General features: G+C 65.9%; 16 protein-coding genes and 1 riboswitch. Of the genes, 10 read left to right on the top strand and 6 right to left on the bottom strand.

Features of this window, described 5'->3' with window-relative positions; translation table 11 throughout:
* Position 1 precedes the first annotated feature (1 nt).
* Positions 2-1,480 carry a cobyric acid synthase gene (locus tag P0652_RS00115; RefSeq protein WP_284176713.1) on the top strand — a complete coding sequence of 493 codons (1,479 nt, stop codon included), beginning with the start codon at positions 2-4 and terminating at the stop codon, positions 1,478-1,480.
* Here P0652_RS00115 and cbiB read toward each other — a convergent pair.
* Positions 1,460-2,434, bottom strand: a complete 975-nt coding sequence (gene cbiB, locus P0652_RS00120; protein ID WP_284176714.1) for an adenosylcobinamide-phosphate synthase CbiB — start codon at positions 2,432-2,434, stop codon at positions 1,460-1,462. The genes P0652_RS00115 and cbiB overlap by 21 nt on opposite strands.
* Entirely contained in the window at positions 2,431-3,300 is an 870-nt protein-coding gene (locus tag P0652_RS00125) for an ABC transporter substrate-binding protein (RefSeq protein WP_284176715.1), read from the bottom strand. The genes cbiB and P0652_RS00125 overlap by 4 nt, the downstream gene beginning before the upstream one ends.
* On the opposite strand from P0652_RS00125, the gene cobD reads away from it, so the two are divergent.
* Entirely contained in the window at positions 3,292-4,287 is a 996-nt protein-coding gene (gene cobD, locus P0652_RS00130; RefSeq protein WP_284176716.1) for a threonine-phosphate decarboxylase CobD, read from the top strand. The two genes, P0652_RS00125 and cobD, sit on opposite strands and share 9 nt — an antisense overlap.
* Here cobD and P0652_RS00135 read toward each other — a convergent pair.
* The 4 genes from P0652_RS00135 to phnF all read right to left on the bottom strand — a co-directional run bounded on the left by P0652_RS00135 (position 4,278) and on the right by phnF (position 9,152).
* Positions 4,278-5,066 (bottom strand): ABC transporter ATP-binding protein, encoded by a 789-nt coding sequence (locus P0652_RS00135; protein WP_284176717.1) that lies wholly within the window; start codon positions 5,064-5,066, stop codon positions 4,278-4,280. The genes cobD and P0652_RS00135 overlap by 10 nt on opposite strands.
* Positions 5,063-6,046: a FecCD family ABC transporter permease gene (locus P0652_RS00140; RefSeq protein ID WP_284177402.1), complete on the bottom strand. Its 984-nt coding sequence runs from the start codon at positions 6,044-6,046 to the stop codon at positions 5,063-5,065. The genes P0652_RS00135 and P0652_RS00140 overlap by 4 nt, the downstream gene beginning before the upstream one ends.
* A gap of 59 nt (positions 6,047-6,105) precedes the next feature.
* The gene (locus P0652_RS00145) at positions 6,106-8,082 is read right to left on the bottom strand and encodes a TonB-dependent receptor plug domain-containing protein (RefSeq protein ID WP_284176718.1); all 1,977 of its coding nucleotides are present in this window, start codon (positions 8,080-8,082) and stop codon (positions 6,106-6,108) included.
* Between the two features lie 33 nt (positions 8,083-8,115).
* Positions 8,116-8,315: riboswitch (cobalamin riboswitch) on the bottom strand.
* Between the two features lie 60 nt (positions 8,316-8,375).
* The gene (gene phnF, locus P0652_RS00150) at positions 8,376-9,152 is read right to left on the bottom strand and encodes a phosphonate metabolism transcriptional regulator PhnF (RefSeq protein ID WP_284176719.1); all 777 of its coding nucleotides are present in this window, start codon (positions 9,150-9,152) and stop codon (positions 8,376-8,378) included.
* 80 nt (positions 9,153-9,232) lie between these two features.
* Here phnF and phnG point away from each other — a divergent pair, with 80 nt between their 5' ends.
* From phnG to P0652_RS00190, 8 genes are read left to right on the top strand one after another with little or no spacing between them, the layout of a single operon-like run.
* Positions 9,233-9,685 (top strand): phosphonate C-P lyase system protein PhnG, encoded by a 453-nt coding sequence (phnG, locus tag P0652_RS00155; protein ID WP_284176720.1) that lies wholly within the window; start codon positions 9,233-9,235, stop codon positions 9,683-9,685.
* The gene (phnH, locus tag P0652_RS00160; protein WP_284176721.1) at positions 9,685-10,332 is read left to right on the top strand and encodes a phosphonate C-P lyase system protein PhnH; all 648 of its coding nucleotides are present in this window, start codon (positions 9,685-9,687) and stop codon (positions 10,330-10,332) included. Before phnG ends, phnH begins: the two co-directional genes overlap by 1 nt.
* A gap of 10 nt (positions 10,333-10,342) precedes the next feature.
* Positions 10,343-11,455, top strand: a complete 1,113-nt coding sequence (locus P0652_RS00165; protein WP_284176722.1) for a carbon-phosphorus lyase complex subunit — start codon at positions 10,343-10,345, stop codon at positions 11,453-11,455.
* On the top strand, positions 11,452-12,381 hold the full coding sequence (locus tag P0652_RS00170) for an alpha-D-ribose 1-methylphosphonate 5-phosphate C-P-lyase PhnJ (protein ID WP_284176723.1): 930 nt from the start codon (positions 11,452-11,454) through the stop codon (positions 12,379-12,381). Before P0652_RS00165 ends, P0652_RS00170 begins: the two co-directional genes overlap by 4 nt.
* Entirely contained in the window at positions 12,378-13,190 is an 813-nt protein-coding gene (gene phnK, locus P0652_RS00175; protein ID WP_284176724.1) for a phosphonate C-P lyase system protein PhnK, read from the top strand. The genes P0652_RS00170 and phnK overlap by 4 nt, the downstream gene beginning before the upstream one ends.
* A 46-nt stretch (positions 13,191-13,236) precedes the next feature.
* Positions 13,237-13,953 (top strand): phosphonate C-P lyase system protein PhnL, encoded by a 717-nt coding sequence (gene phnL / locus P0652_RS00180; RefSeq protein ID WP_284176725.1) that lies wholly within the window; start codon positions 13,237-13,239, stop codon positions 13,951-13,953.
* A 24-nt stretch (positions 13,954-13,977) separates the two neighbouring features.
* Entirely contained in the window at positions 13,978-15,117 is a 1,140-nt protein-coding gene (locus P0652_RS00185; RefSeq protein ID WP_284176726.1) for an alpha-D-ribose 1-methylphosphonate 5-triphosphate diphosphatase, read from the top strand.
* Between the two features lie 7 nt (positions 15,118-15,124).
* Positions 15,125-15,826, top strand: coding sequence for a DUF1045 domain-containing protein (locus tag P0652_RS00190; protein ID WP_284176727.1), 702 nt, complete (start codon positions 15,125-15,127; stop codon positions 15,824-15,826).
* Positions 15,827-15,848 lie beyond the last annotated feature (22 nt).

Genomic DNA, 15,848 nt, shown 5'->3' on the forward strand with positions numbered 1-15,848 from the left:
CATGGCAAGGCGCGCCGCCGTGATCATGCTGCAGGGGACCGGCTCGAATGTCGGCAAATCGATGCTTGTCGCCGGGCTCTGCCGCCTTTTCGCCGATCGCGGCCTCGTGGTCCGGCCGTTCAAGCCGCAGAACATGTCGAACAATGCCGCCATTGCCCGCGAGGGCGGCGAGATCGGCCGGGCGCAGGCCGTGCAGGCGCAGGCGGCACGCTGCTCGCCGAGCATCCATATGAACCCGATCCTGCTGAAACCGGAAACCGATACCGGCAGTCAGGTCATCGTCCAGGGGCAACGCCGGGGCAGCCTCCGCAGCCTCGGCTTCGGCGCGCGACGCGATGAATTGTTCCCGGCAGTGATGGAAAGCTTCGGCATTCTGGAAGACGAAGCTGACCTTGTCATCGTCGAGGGCGCCGGCAGCCCGGCGGAGATCAACCTCCGGGCCGGCGATATTGCCAATATGGGCTTTGCCGCCGCTGCGGATGTGCCGGTCCTGCTGGTTGGCGATATCGACCGGGGCGGGGTGATCGCCAGCCTTGTCGGAACCCATGCCATCCTGCCGGAGGACGACCGGCGGCTGATCAAGGCCTTCGCGATCAACAAGTTCCGCGGCGATGCGCGGCTCTTCGAGGCCGGAATGCACGCCATCGAGTCCTTCACCGGCTGGCCGGGCCTCGGCATTGTACCATGGTTTGCCGAAGCCCATCGGCTTCCGGCGGAGGATGCGCTCGACCTCGAAGAGCGCCGCGGAACGGCCGACCGCCCTTTGCGCATCGCCGTGCCGATCCTCGCGCGGATCGCCAATTTCGACGATCTTGATCCGCTCTCTGCCGAGCCGGCCGTGGAATTGACTTTTGTCCCGCCCGGGCAGCCGTTGCCCGCCAATGCCGACCTCGTCATTCTGCCGGGCTCGAAGGCCACGCTCGCCGATCTCGCCTTCCTTCGCGAGCAAGGCTGGGACATCGACCTTGCCGCCCATCATCGCAGGGGCGGGCGTATCCTCGGCCTGTGTGGCGGCTACCAGATGCTCGGGACCTCGATTGCCGACCCGGAGGGAATCGAGGGGCAGGCCGGCACCATGCCCGGCCTCGGTTTCCTTGACATCGAGACGCGGCTGACACCGGACAAGATCACCCGGCTGGTCGATGCCGTACATGTGCCCTCGGGCCAGCCGATCCGGGGCTACGAGATCCATCTCGGCCGCAGCGAGGGCCCGGACTGCGCGCGCGCCTTCGCGCGGATCGAGGGCCGACCGGACGGGGCGATCTCCGCCGATGGCCGGGTGCAGGGCACCTATCTCCATGGCTTGTTTTCAGGCGATGCCTTCCGCGCCGCCTTCCTTCAAGGGCTTGGGGCAGGCAGCGCTCTGGCCTACGAGGCGGAAGTCGAGGCTGTACTCGACCGGCTGGCCGCGCATTGCGAGGCCCATCTTGATATCGAGGCGATCCTGCGCATCGCCCGGTCACGCCAGAGCGAAAGTTAAGGCCAGGACGATCAGCATCAGCAAGAGGCAGGCCGCGGCCATCACCGCCAGCGCCTGCCGGATATCAGCCGGGCCGGCATCCCGGCGCCCGCCCGGATTGAGATAGGGGTCATCGACCCGCTCGGTACCGTAGATCCGCGGTCCCGCGAGAGCGAGCCCGAGCCCGCCGGCCATCGCGGATTCCGGCCAGCCGGCATTCGGCGATTTGTGCAGTCGCGCATCCCGCAGCATCACGCGGAGGGCCGGTCCGGGCTGGCGGCCCACGGCGGCGCAGGCCGCCGCGATCAGCAGCCCCGAAAGGCGGGCTGGCGCGAGATTGAGGAGGTCATCCAGCCGCGCGCTGGCCCAGCCATAGGCGAGGTAGCGTGGCGAGCGATGACCGATCATCGAATCCGCCGTATTCACCGCCTTGTAGACGGCCAGCCCCGGCAGGCCGAGCAGGAGGAACCAGAAAACCGGCGCCACCACCCCGTCGGAGAAATTCTCGGCCGTCGTCTCGATGGCCGCCCGCGCCACCCCGGCTTCGTCCAGCACGTCCGGGTTGCGCCCGACCACCATGGAGACAGCGCGCCGTCCGCCCGCGAGCCCCTCGCTTTCCAGCGCATCGGCAACCCGCGCGACATGATCATGGAGCGAGCGCTGCGCAATCAGGACAGAGCCGGCAAGCCCCGCCCAGATCCAGCCATAGGGGAGGGCCATCAGCGCCTCTTGCAGAAGGAAAGCACCGGCGCAGGCGACGGCCACCAGGATGACGAGGGCCAGCAGGCCCAGCAAACGACGCTGCGTCTCCGGCCATTCCGGGCGGTTCAGCCGGGCCTCCAGCGTGCGGATCAGCCCGCCGAACCATGCGACAGGATGCGGTATGCGCCGCCAGACAATGTCCGGATCGCCGATGAGCGCGTCGGGCACAAGCGCCACCAGGACGATCAGGAGGGTTTCCGGAAACAGGGTCATTTCCGGCCGATCCGCGCCAGTTCGCGGGTGAGATGGTCGATCGCCTCGACCAGCATCGGACCGCCGCAGACCGTCAGCTTCTCCGGCATGGTCAGTTTCCGCCCGGCCGTGAAGCGACCGGCGAGGGCAGGGTGCAGCAGCTTGGCCGTGCCCTGATCCTCCGGGGCGAGATCATCCCGTGCAACGAGGATCGCGTCCGGCTTGAGCAGGACGAGGCTTTCGAGCGAGGCAAAACCACCCTGCCGGAAGCCAAGCTCGTCCGCCACGTTCACGAGGCCCACCTGCGCCAGAAGATCGGTCACCAGCGATTGCGATCCGCTGACCCAGCCCCGCCGGGCAACCGGCAGGACACGCAGCCTCAGCGGGGAGACCGTGCTCTTGAGGCGGGCAAGCGCAGCGTCGATTTCCTCAACCCGCCGCTGTGCCCCTTCCGGGTTGCCCACAAGAGCACCCATCCGGAGGATCTGTGCTCTTGTTTCGGCGATGCTGCGCACCGCGTCGAATTCCTCGAGGCGAAAGCCCTGCTGACGGATGAATTCCCGGGTTGCGCGGCGGGTGAACCGGCCGCCGACGACAAGATCCGGCGCGAGGACGAGCACCTCCTCGGCGGTGCCGGAAAGGCGCGGATAGGGCTTCGCTTTCGCGGCAGCCCAGGAGCGCAGCGGATCGGCACCGAACGGGCTGAGGCCAACAATCTGCTCCGGTCGCGCAAGGTCCAGCAGGAGCTGGTCCGTACACATGTTGATCGAGACGATCCGCGTCGGGGCAGGCTGCGCGAAGGCCGCAGCTGACAGGAAAATGGAAAGGGCAGCCAGACGGCACTGGCGATGCACGCGCTTCCATGGCATGGCCGCAGGATGCAGCATGGCGGTGATCTTGGCGAGGCGATGGCCCTGTTCGGCGGGAAGCGGGGGGACTGGCTTGACCTGTCCACCGGCATCTCGCCCTTTCCCTATCCGCTGCGGACCCTCGGCGCCCATCTCTGGACCGCCTTGCCCGGCAGACATGAACTCGAGGCGCTGCTCGCCGCAGCCCGGATCGCCTATCGCGTGCCGGACAGCCATGACATCGTGGCCGCGCCCGGAACACAGGCCCTCATCCAATGGCTGCCCCGCCTGGCACCCGGGGGCGGGACCGTGGGTATCACCGAGCCGAGCTATGCCGAACATGCGCGTGCCTGGCAGCAGGCCGGCCATGAAACGGAACCCTATCGCCCCGGCAAGCCGCTCGCCGAGACCATCCGCCATGCGGTGCTGGTCCATCCCAACAACCCGGATGGGCGGTCGGCCGCACCGGCCGACGCAATGATTCTTGCCTCGACCCTTGTTGAAAGACAGGGCTGGCTTATCGTGGACGAGGCCTTCATCGACACGATGCCGGATGCCTCGTTGACCGGCATTCTGAAGGATTTTCCGGTCATCACCTTGCGTTCGTTCGGGAAATTCTATGGCCTGGCCGGGCTCCGGCTCGGTTTCGCGATCGGGCCGAAAGACCTGGTCGCCCCGCTGCGCGAAGCCATTGGCCCGTGGCCCATCAGCGGCGCGGCGATCCAGGTTGCTACCGCCGCCCTGTCCGACCTCGCTTGGGCCGAAGCCATGCGGAGCCGCCTTGCCGAGGAAGCCGAGGCTTTGGACCGGGTCCTGTTGCGCTATGGCTTTGTGGTCGTCGGCGGCACGTCCCTGTTCCGGCTCGCCCGGATACCCCGTGCCGATTCCCATGCGGCCTTGGCCGGTCGACGGATCTGGACACGCTGCTTCCACTGGGACCCGCGGCTGATCCGCTTTGGCCTGCCGGCCGGGCCTGCTGCGCGCGAACGCCTCGCGCGGACCCTGTCCGAGCTTCGTCACGGCTGAGCCTCCACCTGCCAGGGGATCAGGGCCGGCTCGCCGCCATGATCGAGACGCAGCGCCCGGATTCCATAGGTCTCCGCCAGTTGCCGGTCTGACAGGACGTCGGCGGGGGCTCCGGACGCGACGACCATGCCGCCATCCATCAGCACGATCCGGTCCGCCATCCGGGCCGCCAGCGTCAGGTCATGCGTGACAGCGACAACCAGGCGCCCCTGCCGCGCCTGCTGGCGAAGGATCTCCATCACCACCAGCTGGTGCCTCGGGTCGAGCGAGGCCGTCGGCTCGTCGGCCAGCAGGATCGGCGCCTCGACCGCCAGCACACGGGCCAGCATGATGCGGGCGCGCTCGCCTCCGGAAAGGGTGGTGGCGGATTGCCCGGCCAGACCCCGGGTGCCAGTCACGCGCATCGCCTCGTGGATGATCCGTCCATCCTCCGGCGAGAGGCGTCGCGGATCCACCACGCCATGTGGAAAGCGGCCGAGTGCCACGATATCTTCCGCCGGCAGCGGCCAATGCACCTGATGGCCCTGCGGCAGGTACCCGATCAGCCGTGCGCGCGCCCGCCTGTCGAGCGAAGCGCCTTCACTGCCATTGATGGCGATCCGGCCCCCATGCGGGAGCAGGCCGGCCATCGCCTTGAGCAGGGTGGTCTTTCCCGCCCCGTTGGGGCCGATCAAGGCCACGAGAGCGCCGCCTGACAGTTCAAGCGAAACCCCGCCGACAATGCCGCGGCCGGCAAGCCGGACGGCCACATCCTCAAGGACGATCCGCGGCGGGTTCATGCCATCCCTCCGGAGAGCGAACGCCTTTCCCGGACAATGAGATAGAGGAAGAACGGCACACCGATGATCGAGGTCAGCACCCCGACCTTTATGTCCGAGGTGGCCGGGATCAGGCGCACGGCGATATCCGCTGCGAGGAGCAGGGCCGAACCGCAGAGTGCCGCCGGAACCAGCAGATGGGCAGGATCATGCCGGACGAATGGCCGCATGAGATGCGGGGCGATCAGCCCGATAAAGGCGATCGTGCCGGAAACGGCGACAGCCGCCCCCACGCCCATGGCCACACCAAGAATGGTCGTGAGCCGCAGCCGCTCGACCGGCACGCCGAGGCTCGCGGCGGCATCCTCTCCAAGGGCCAGCGCACGATAGCCGCCCCGCTGGAGCCAGAGCAGCAGCAGCGCGACCGTGATGAAGGGCAGGGCCAGCATGACATGGCGCATCGAGCGATCTTCAAGCGAACCCAGCAACCAGAAGGCGATTTCCAGCGCCGCGAACGGGTTGGGCGCGAGGTTCATCGCCAGCACCGTCCCGGCACCGGCCAGCGAGGAAACTGCGAGCCCCGAGAGGATCAGCAGGAGCAGCCCTGCATTCCGCCCGGCAATGGCCAGCAGAAGGAATACGGAGGCAAAGGCCCCGGCAATCGCCGCCAGCGGCAGGCCCCAGCCCAGGGCGTCATTGATCCCGAGCGAGATCGTCGCCACGGCGGCGAGCGCAGCCGATTGCGGCGCGCCGAAAAGGGAAGGGGCGGCGAGCGGGTTGCGGAGCAGGCCCTGCAACGCTGCGCCGCCCATGGCCAGCACGGCGCCGATGGCCAGAGCGAGGATCGCGCGCGGCAGCCGGATTTCCCAGATGATGATCCGGTGTGCCGCCTCGCCCCGCCCGGCCAGAGCGGCAATCACATCGCCCGGCGGGAGGGCGACAGGTCCGACCCCGAGCGAGATCACGAACAGCCCGCCGACGAGCAGGGCAAGGCCCGGCAAAAGCCAGGCCCGCCAAGGCGTCCGTTCGGGCAGGGAGGCGCTTCTCGCCTCCGTTTCGGCTACCACGTCGTCTTCATCCCTGCATAGAAGGCCCGGCCGGTCGTGCCATAGTTCCAGACCTCGTGATAGCGGGCATTGTTGAGGTTCTCGCCCCGGATATAAAGTTCGACCTGTTCTGTCGGCTTGTAGCTGGCCAGCATGTCGAACCTCGCATAGGGGGCGAGCCGCTGCGTCTCGTTGGCTCCACTGAACCGCTTCGAGACCAGAGTCACGGAGGGTTCGAAGCTCCAGTTGGCGAAGGGCGTGATGGCAAGCCCGATCTTGCCGACGCTTTCCGGCCGCCGGGCGAGGGTCCGGTTGGTCGTCAGGTCCTTGGCCTGCAGATAGGTATAGGCCCCGCGCAGCTGGAGCAGGCCGGTCCAGAGCTGGGCCGTACCCTCGAGTTCGAGCCCAATACTCTCGGCCCGCGCGACATTCACGTAGCAGCCGAAGGCCTGAAGTGCGTTGGCAAGGCAGGTCGGGCTGGTCTGGAAATTGATCAGGTCGCGGCTGCGGATCCAGAAACCGGTGGCGGAAATCCGGACACGTCCGTCGAGAAACTCCTGGTCGATCCCGATATCGCCGCCGAGATTATGCTCGGCCTGAAGCGCCACCGAACCCTGATAGCCGCCGAAACGCTGGTAAAGCGTCGGTGCCTTGCCGCCGGTGCCGAGGCTGGCGCGCAGCTTGGTTCCAGTCTCGGTGATGCGGTAGGCGCCGGTGGCGCGCCAGGTGAGAAACGTATCGACGTCGGTTACGTGGTCGAGGCGCCCGCCGAGAGACACGTCCAGCCGCTCCGTCACCGGAACCTGCCAGAGGCCGAAGGCGGAAAGGGTGGTCTGGTTGCCGCCAAGCGATTTGGTGCGCGCACCCAGCGGTATGATGCTCTGGTTGAAGGTTACGGCGATCTCACGCTCGGCTTTCGTGCCAAAGATCATGGAACCGTAGCGCTCCAGCCGGTAGGTGCCTTGATACTCCGCCGCGAAGCGGTCACCGGTGAAATCGGTATGCCGCCACGTCGCGACATTGGGGTTGCTGGCCGCCGTGATCGAGGTATCGCGGAACATCCTGTCGGTCCGGCTGGCCGTCAGCGTCAGGGCATGCGTCAGCTTGTTCTCGAGCGTATCGAGTTCCGCCTTGGCGAAGGCGGAGAAAAACCGCCGGTTGCTGGCCGAAGGCGTGTCGGGAAAGGCACCGAAAGCGGCATCATATTCCGCGCGGTGGAAGGTGATCATCCCACCGGCCTCGAAACGAAAGCCCTCGCGGGCATCGAACCCGACCCGGCCGAACCCGCCCAGGGTCTCCGTCCCGTCCTTCTCGTAGGGCGCGCCGGCCTTCAGCCGCGCGACACGGTGGCCATACCGGGAGAACCCATCATTCCGGAAGCCGGACCCGGCAAAGGAATAGGACCACGCACCCTGCTGGCCATAGGCGCCGGCATTGCCCGAAAGCGTGCCATAGCTGCCGCCCTCGACCTGCCCGAATGCCTTGAAGGGGCCGCGCCCCCGGCGGGTGATGATGTTGATGACGCCGCCCATCGCATCCGAGCCATAGAGCGCGCTTTGCGGACCGCGGAGAACCTCGATCCGCTCGATGAGACCGCCTGGGATGCCTCCGAAATCCGCCTCGCCATTGGCCGAGGACGCATCGTTGATGCGCACGCCATCCACCAGCACGAGAAGCTGGCCTGGATTCGTGCCCCGGATCCGCACCGATGTGGAAGCGCCGGGCCCGCCCGTTTCAGTGATGTCGAGGCCCGGAACGAAGCGCAAGGCATCGACAAGGGAGCCGGAATGCGTCTTCTGGATTTCGTCGGAGCGGATCACAGTGATGGCGCTGCCGGTCCGCTGGATCGAGGTGGGCGAGCGATTCGCCGTGATCAGGATATCGAGACCGGCCGGCTCTGATGTTCTGGATTGAGAAAAGGCTGGAAAGCTTTGATAAACAGCAAGAATGCCACCCATCCCAAGGATGAGTGCGCAGGAAGCGCGAGACATGGTTCCTCCATTCGGCCCGCCGCCGAATTGTTGGGGTTGCACGGACTCTCGGCCGGTCTCCTGGCTCGCGGATCGCCGCTTTCATCCACCTTCCCGGTCATCGAACCAGTGGTGTTCTGGAAGAAAGCTCACCGCTTACAGTTGCGGGGGCAGCTGCGGCATTGGGCCTGAAGCCCGCACCGCATTCCCGTTTCACCCTCCTCGCGGAAGGCACCGAAAGCTGGATTACCCAAACACAGCCGGAAGGGCGTGGCAAGTCGTCGCAAGTTGCAAATGGGGTGAAAACGCAACCCTTACGAGGCGGAGGGCTCGGCCAGCGGCTCGATGATCATTTCCATCCGCGGCCCGGCAAAAACGCTGACAACAAACTGGATCGGCCTGTGGTCGGGCAGGGCGTCGAGCCCGATCGATTGCAGCACCGGACTGCCCAAAGGCAGCGCGAGCAGGGCGGATTCCTCGTTCGAGGCGATGCGGGCGGAGAGCCGCGTCGAGAGGCGAAGATAGTCCTGGATTCCCGCCGAGGCGAAGGCGGCCGAAATCGACGCATCGTTCATCGCCAGCCGCTCCGGAAAGTCCGGGAACCGGGCGATGTCGAGATAGTGAAGACTTGTGGATACCGGGACCTGACCCGCGAGGCTGAGCGTGCGGACCACATGAACCTCGCTGTCCGGTGCAATCTCGAGCGCCTCGGCCACCATCGGATTGGCGCTTTCGCGGATGGTGGAAATGATCTTGCCCGTAACAGCAATGCCGGCGGCGCTGAAATTGGTCCGGAGACTGACGCGGCGGCCGATCCGGTAGGGGAAGCGCTGGGCGAGCACCTCGGTGCCGCGTCCCCGCTCGACGGAGACAAGCCCTTTCTCCGCCAGATGCTTGAACGCCTGCCGAACCGTATGCCGGTGCACGCCGAACCGTTCGGCCAGAAGAGCCGAGGGCGGCAACAGGGCACCGACCGCATGCTGCCCGGCGCGGATTTCCTCCTCCAGTGCATCGGCGATGCGCTTCCAGGCGAGGCTCGGGGCAGGAGCGGCAAGGGTCGAGGCAACGGTTTCCATGTCGGTCGTCATCATCCTGTCACCCAATAAGTCTAGACATTCCGCTGATCAGACATTAAAGTCTAGACTTATCACGGTCAACGGATTCGACAAAGATGCAATCGAACGAACCTTTGGCGCGCCGGCAGGGACATTTTGCCGTTCTGGCCCGCGCCGCTCTGGCTGAGGTAGAGGCCGTTCTGGCCGACGCGCCAGCCATCCCGCCCTTCATGGTGCTCAAGCAGCCGGAAACCGGCACGATCATGGTTGAAGGGCGCGCCGGCGGCGGCGGGCGGCGTTTCAATCTCGGCGAGGCGACCATGACCCGCTGCGCCATACGGCTGGAGGACGGCACCCTCGGCTTTTCTTACGCGCTCGGGCGGGACACGGCCAAGGCGCAGAAGGCGGCCGTTCTTGACGCCCTTCTGCAAAACGAGCCGCCCGAGGGCCCGATGCACCGGGCGATGCACCGTCTGGCCGAGCGCCAGAAGCAGGCCCGTGAGGAAGCCTCCCGCAAGGCGGCGGCCACCAAGGTCGAGTTCTTCACGATGGTGCGGGGAGAGGGCTGATGGCCGAGCAGAATGCACTTTTGCCGAAGGATGGGTCGGCCAATGCGCCGTTCAATCCGGGAATCGGCTTTTCCGATCCCGTCTTCCAGTCGCAGGCGGCCTTCCGCGGGATCCTCACGGCCTTGTCCGAGCCGGGCACGATCCACGATCTCGGCCCTTTCGCCCCCTGTCCTGTCGGCCTTGAACCCGCAACGGCGATCCTGCTTCTGACACTCGCCGATTATGAAACGCCGGTCTGGATGCCGGAAGCGCTTGAAAGCGGGGAGGCGGGTGTCTGGCTGCGGTTCCATTGCGGCGCGCCAGCGGCATCCGCTGCAAAGGCGGCCTTCGCGGTCGGCACGGCCGGGCATGGCTTCCCGGGCGTGGATGCCTTTAGCCCGGGCAACGAGCTTTACCCCGACCAGTCAACAACCCTGATCCTCCAGATCAGCAGCCTGACCGGCGGCGAAACGCTTGATCTCGAAGGGCCTGGCATTCCGGGCACCCGGCAGATCGCGCCGCGCGGCCTCCCTGCCGGCTTCGCCGTCGAATGGGCCCGCAATACCCGCCTCTATCCGCTGGGCGTGGACATTGTTCTTGCCGCCGGCAGCCAGATCCTCGGCCTCCCGCGGACGACCCGTATTGCCGCGCACGACCCGCGCCCCTGAGGAACCGATCATGTATGTTGCCGTAAAGGGCGGGGAAGCCGCCATCCTTGCAACCCACGATCTTCTCGCCGAAGCCCGGCGGGGCGATCCCGCCGTAAGGGAAGTCGAAGTCGCGCAGATTCGCGAGCAACTCGGCCTCGCCGTGGCGCGGGTCATGAACGAGGGCTCGCTCCATGACCCGGATCTCGCCGCCCTCGCGCTGAAACAGGCACAGGGCGATGCCATTGAAGCCGCCTTCCTGATCCGCGCCTTCCGGACGACCTTGCCGCGCTTCGGCTCCTCCCTTCCGGTTGAGACCTCGCGCATGGCGATCCGTCGACGGATCTCTGCCGCCTACAAGGACCTGCCAGGCGGGCAGGTTCTCGGCCCGACCTATGATTACACCCACCGCCTGTTCGATTTCGCGCTGATGGAGGGCGAGTCCCGGCCGGAGGCGCCACAGGCGGCATCGACCCTCGCGCAGACGATGCCGCGCGTGCCGGATATTCTGGGTGCGGAAGGACTGATGGAACCGGAGATGCCGCCTGAAGGCGATCCGGCCCCGTTCGATCTCACGCGGCAGCCTGTCTCCTTCCCGGCAGATCGCGATGTCCGGCTGCAAGCCATGGCCCGGGGTGATGAGGGCTTCCTGCTCGGCCTCGGCTATTCGGTCCAGCGCGGCTTCGGAGGCAACCACCCCTTCGCCGGCGAGATCCGGATGGGTGAGGTCAGCGTCGAATTTGTGCCGGAGGAACTCGGCTTTGCTGTCGATCTCGGCGAGATCACGCTCACAGAGTGCCAGATGGTCAACCAGTTCTCCGGCTCGAAGGACGTGCCGCCGCAATTCACGCGCGGCTATGGCCTCGCTTTCGGCCATTCCGAGCGCAAGGCGATGTCGATGGCGCTGGTCGACCGGGCGCTGAAGGCCCGTGAATTCGGCGAGGCCGCGGATTACCCCGCCCAGCAGGACGAGTTCGTCCTCTACCATTCGGACAATGTCGAGGCCGCCGGTTTCGTCGAGCATCTGAAACTGCCGCATTACGTCGATTTCCAGGGCGAGCTGGAGTTGATCCGCCGCATCCGTGCGGAGCGCGAGGCGCGCCTTGCGCCGGAAACCACCCCGATCCAGGAGGCTGCGGAATGAGCTTCGCCGCGCAGGGGGCTACCCCGTACAATTATGCCTATCTCGACGAGCAGACGAAGCGGATGATCCGGCGCGCGCTGCTGAAAGCCGTGGCGATTCCCGGCTATCAGGTGCCGTTCGGCAGCCGGGAGATGCCGCTGGCACGCGGCTGGGGCACCGGCGGCATCCAGATTACCGCTGCGGTGATCGGGCCGTCTGACACGCTCAAGGTGATCGACCAGGGCGCAGACGACACGACGAATGCCGTCTCGATCCGCCGGTTCTTCGAGCGGACCGCCTCGGTCAGGACAACCGAAGCGACCCACGAGGCCACAATCATTCAGACCCGACACCGCATTCCGGAAGCCCCGATGCAGGCCGGGCAGATTCTCGTCTATCAGGTGCCGATGCCCGAACCCCTGCGGAAGCTCGAGCCGCGCGAACTCGAGACGCGGAAAATGCACGGCTTTGCCGAGTACGGGCTGATGCAGGTGCGCCTCTACGAGAATATCGCACGGTTCGGCGAGGTCACGACCACCTATGACTACCCGGTCCGCGTCAACGGCCGGCATATCATGGCGCCGTCGCCGATCCCGAAATTCGACAATCCCAAGATGGACATGTCGCCTTGCCTGCAGTTGTTCGGCGCAGGCCGCGAGAAAAGGATCTACGCGATCCCGCCGCATACCCGGGTGGTAAGCCTCGATTTCGAGGATCATCCGTTCCGCATCCAGAGCTGGAAGCAGCCCTGCGGCCTTTGCGGCGCGCGGGACAGCTATCTTGACGAGGTGGTGATCGATGATGCCGGCGGGCGGATGTTTGTCTGCTCGGACAGCCATTACTGCGAGACACGCCGCGCCGAAGGCCATGCCGGCCCGATGCTGGGCCATCAAGCCGCAAATGTGCTGGCCAACTCCCCGACCCCTGCCAAGGAGCCCCGGCCATGAATGCGCTGGTATCCCCGAATGCCCTGACGGGTACCCTCCGGCCGATTCTCAGCGTCCGCTCGGTCTCGCGTTTCTATGGCGAACGGATCGGTTGTGCCGATGTCTCCTTCGATCTATGGCCCGGCGAGGTGCTCGGCATTGTCGGCGAATCCGGATCCGGCAAGTCCACTCTGCTTCGCTGCCTCTCCGGGATCGACCGGCCGGATGCCGGCGAGGTGCTGTTCGAGGCGACCCCCGGGGCGGACTTCCTCGAGATTTTTGATCTTCCGGAACAGGATCGTCGCCACCTGATGCGCACGGCATGGGGCATCGTGCACCAGAATCCGCGCGATGGCTTGCGGATGAATGTCTCGGCCGGCGGCAATGTCGGCGAGCGCCTGATGGATCGCGGCGACCGGCATTACGGCCGCATCCGCGAGGCGGCAGCCGATTGGCTGACCCGGGTGGAAATCGAGGCGGCACGCATCGATGACCAGCCGCGCCAGTTCTCCGGCGGGATGCAGCAGCGCCTGCAGATCGCGCGTGTTCTCGTTTCCAATCCGCGCCTCGTCTTCATGGACGAGCCGACGGGGGGGCTCGATGTCTCCGTTCAGGCTCGCCTGCTCGACCTGCTGCGCGTGCTGGTGCGCGATCTCGGCCTCGCGGCGATCATCGTCACGCATGACCTTGCGGTAGCCCGGCTGCTGACCGACCGCCTGATGGTGATGAAGGATGGTCGCGTGGTCGAAGCCGGCCTGACCGATCAGGTTCTCGATGATCCCCAGCATGCCTATACCCAGCTGCTCACCTCGGCCGTCCTGGCGGTGTGATGTCATGGCTCTGTCACCCAAACCTGCGAACGACACCGGAATGCCGATGAGCGACCAGCCTGAAATGATCCGCGTCGAGGCGGTTTCTAAGTCCTTCACGCTGCATAATCAGGGCAGCGTGCGCCTTCCCGTGTTCCGGGATGTAAATTTCTCGGTCCGCGCCGGGGAAGTGCTGGTGCTTGCCGGCGCCTCCGGCGCTGGCAAGTCCAGCCTGCTGCGCATCCTCTATGGCAATTATCTGCCAAGCAGTGGCCGGATCGAGATCCGCCATGACGGCGAAATGGTCGATATCGCCTCCGCCCTGCCACGCACGATCCTTGAAGTGCGACGGCGGACGCTCGGTTTCGTCTCGCAGTTCCTGCGCGTCATCCCCCGGGTGTCCGCGCTCGATATCGTGCGTGATCCGCTTCTGGCCCGCGGCCTGGACCCGGCTGAAGCGACCGAACGGGCAGGGGCCATGCTGGCCCGCCTCAACCTGCCGGAACGGCTCTGGACACTGGCTCCCGCCACATTCTCAGGCGGCGAGCAGCAACGCGTGAACATTGCCCGGTCCTTCGTCGATCCCTCGCCGGTCATGCTGATCGACGAGCCGACGGCCTCGCTGGATGCTCGCAACCGCGATGTTGTGGTTGAACTCATCGCCGAAGCCCGTTCGCATGGCTCGGCGATTGTCGGTATCTTCCATGATGAAACCGTCCGCGAGCGCGTAGCCACGCGCTGGCTTGATATCACCAATTTCCGTGCGGCCGCCGACGCGGCCTGAACCGACGATCAAGGAGCCTCGCCCGTGAGCGAAACCATCCTGACCAACGCGCGCCTGATCCTCGAGAACGAGGTCGTCACCGGGACGATCGTGTTCGATGCCGGTGGCATCAAGGCGGTCGACCAGGGCACGAGTGCCGTGCCCGGCGCCGAGGATATCGGCGGTGACTATGTCGCGCCCGGCCTTGTCGAAATGCATACCGACAACATGGAAAAGCATTTCATGCCGCGGCCGAAGGTGTTCTGGCCGAACGGCCTCGCCGCAGCGCTCGTCCATGATGCGCAGATGGCGGCAGCCGGGGTGACGACGGTCTATGATGCTGTCTGCGCCGGTACGCCCTTCTCGTCGAAGGATTACCGCAAGGACATTTTCCGCGACGTGATGGATGCGCTGGAAAAGGGCAAGGAGCTCGGCGTCTTCCGGATCGACCACCACATCCATATGCGCTGCGAACTGACCAGCCCGGACCTTGTGGCCGATATCGAACCCTATGCCGACAATCCGCTCGTCCGCCTCGTCTCGTTGATGGATCATACGCCAGGCCAGCGCCAATGGCGCAATATCGAACATCTGCGTACCTATTCGCTCGGCACCGGGAAGTCCGAAGAGGAATTCGAGACCGATCTGGTCGAGCGCTCGCGCGAGGCGGCCAACGTGCCGACGAACTGGCAGGCCGTGGTCGAGATGTTCCGGCAGCGCAACATTCCCATTGCGACCCATGACGACACGACCATCGACCATGTTGAGGCGGGCGTGGCCTCGGGCGCAGTGATTTCGGAATTCCCGACCACGGTCGAGGCTGCTGCCGCTGCAAAGGCACGCGGGCTGGCCACTGTTGCAGGCGCACCGAATGTCGTGCGCGGTGGCTCGCATTCCGGCGGCGTCTCGGTCTCGGAACTGGCGGAGAGGGGCATTCTCGACGGGCTCTCGTCGGATTACGTGCCCTCGAGCCTGCTGCAGGCCGTTCTTAAGCTTAATACCGCCAGCGGCATCGCCCTGCCGGAGGCGATGGGCATGGTGACGTGGAAGGTCTCTGACATTCTCGGCCTGAAGGATCGCGGCCATCTCAAAGCCGGCCTTCGCGGCGATCTGGTCCGATTCGCCGTGGTGGCGGATACGCCGGTCATCAAGGCCGTCTGGTCAAACGGACAGCGTGCCTTCTGAGCTGGCCATGTCGAACGAGACGCCGCGCTACGCTGTCTATTTCGCGCCGGAAGCCGGCTCGGCCCTGAGCCGCTTCGGCACCGGTGTCATTGGCTACGATGCCTGGAGCGGTGCGGATGTGCCGTTTGATCCGCCGGTTCTGGCGGAGGTCAATGCAAGCCTCAATGCCGATTGGCATCCGCGCCGCTACGGCTTTCATGCCACACTGAAGGCGCCGATCACACTGGTTGAGCCGGAAGGCGAGGGCGCCTTACTGGAATTTGCCGCAACGTATGCCGCAACCGCCCGGGCGGTCCGGCTCGACGGGCTGAAGCTCGAATGGCTCGGCACGAATTTCGCGCTCCGTCCCGAAGGCGATGTCACGGCGCTCAATGCGCTGGCCTTCGAAATTGTCCGCGCCTTTGACCCTTTCCGCGCACCACTGACCGAAGCGGAACGCGCGCGCCGCCTCGCCGGCAAGCTGACGCCGCGCCAGATCGAGAACCTTGATCGTTGGGGCTATCACTACGTCGATGAGGATTTCTGGTTCCACATGACGTTGACTGGCCCGATCGCGCCGGAGCGGCAGGCGGAAATCGCCTCGGTCCTTGAGGAAGCCTACCGGCCGGTGCCGGCACGGCCGGTGCTGATCGACAATGTCACGATCTTCCGGCAGGACAGCCGCTCGGTGCCGTTCCGCATCCTGCAGCGCTTTCCCTTCGCCGGCTGAGTCCGATGCCCGAGGGCCGCCG

Origin of the sequence: Rhabdaerophilum sp. SD176, assembly GCF_030143245.1 — a bacterium.
GTDB lineage: Bacteria > Pseudomonadota > Alphaproteobacteria > Rhizobiales > Beijerinckiaceae > Rhabdaerophilum.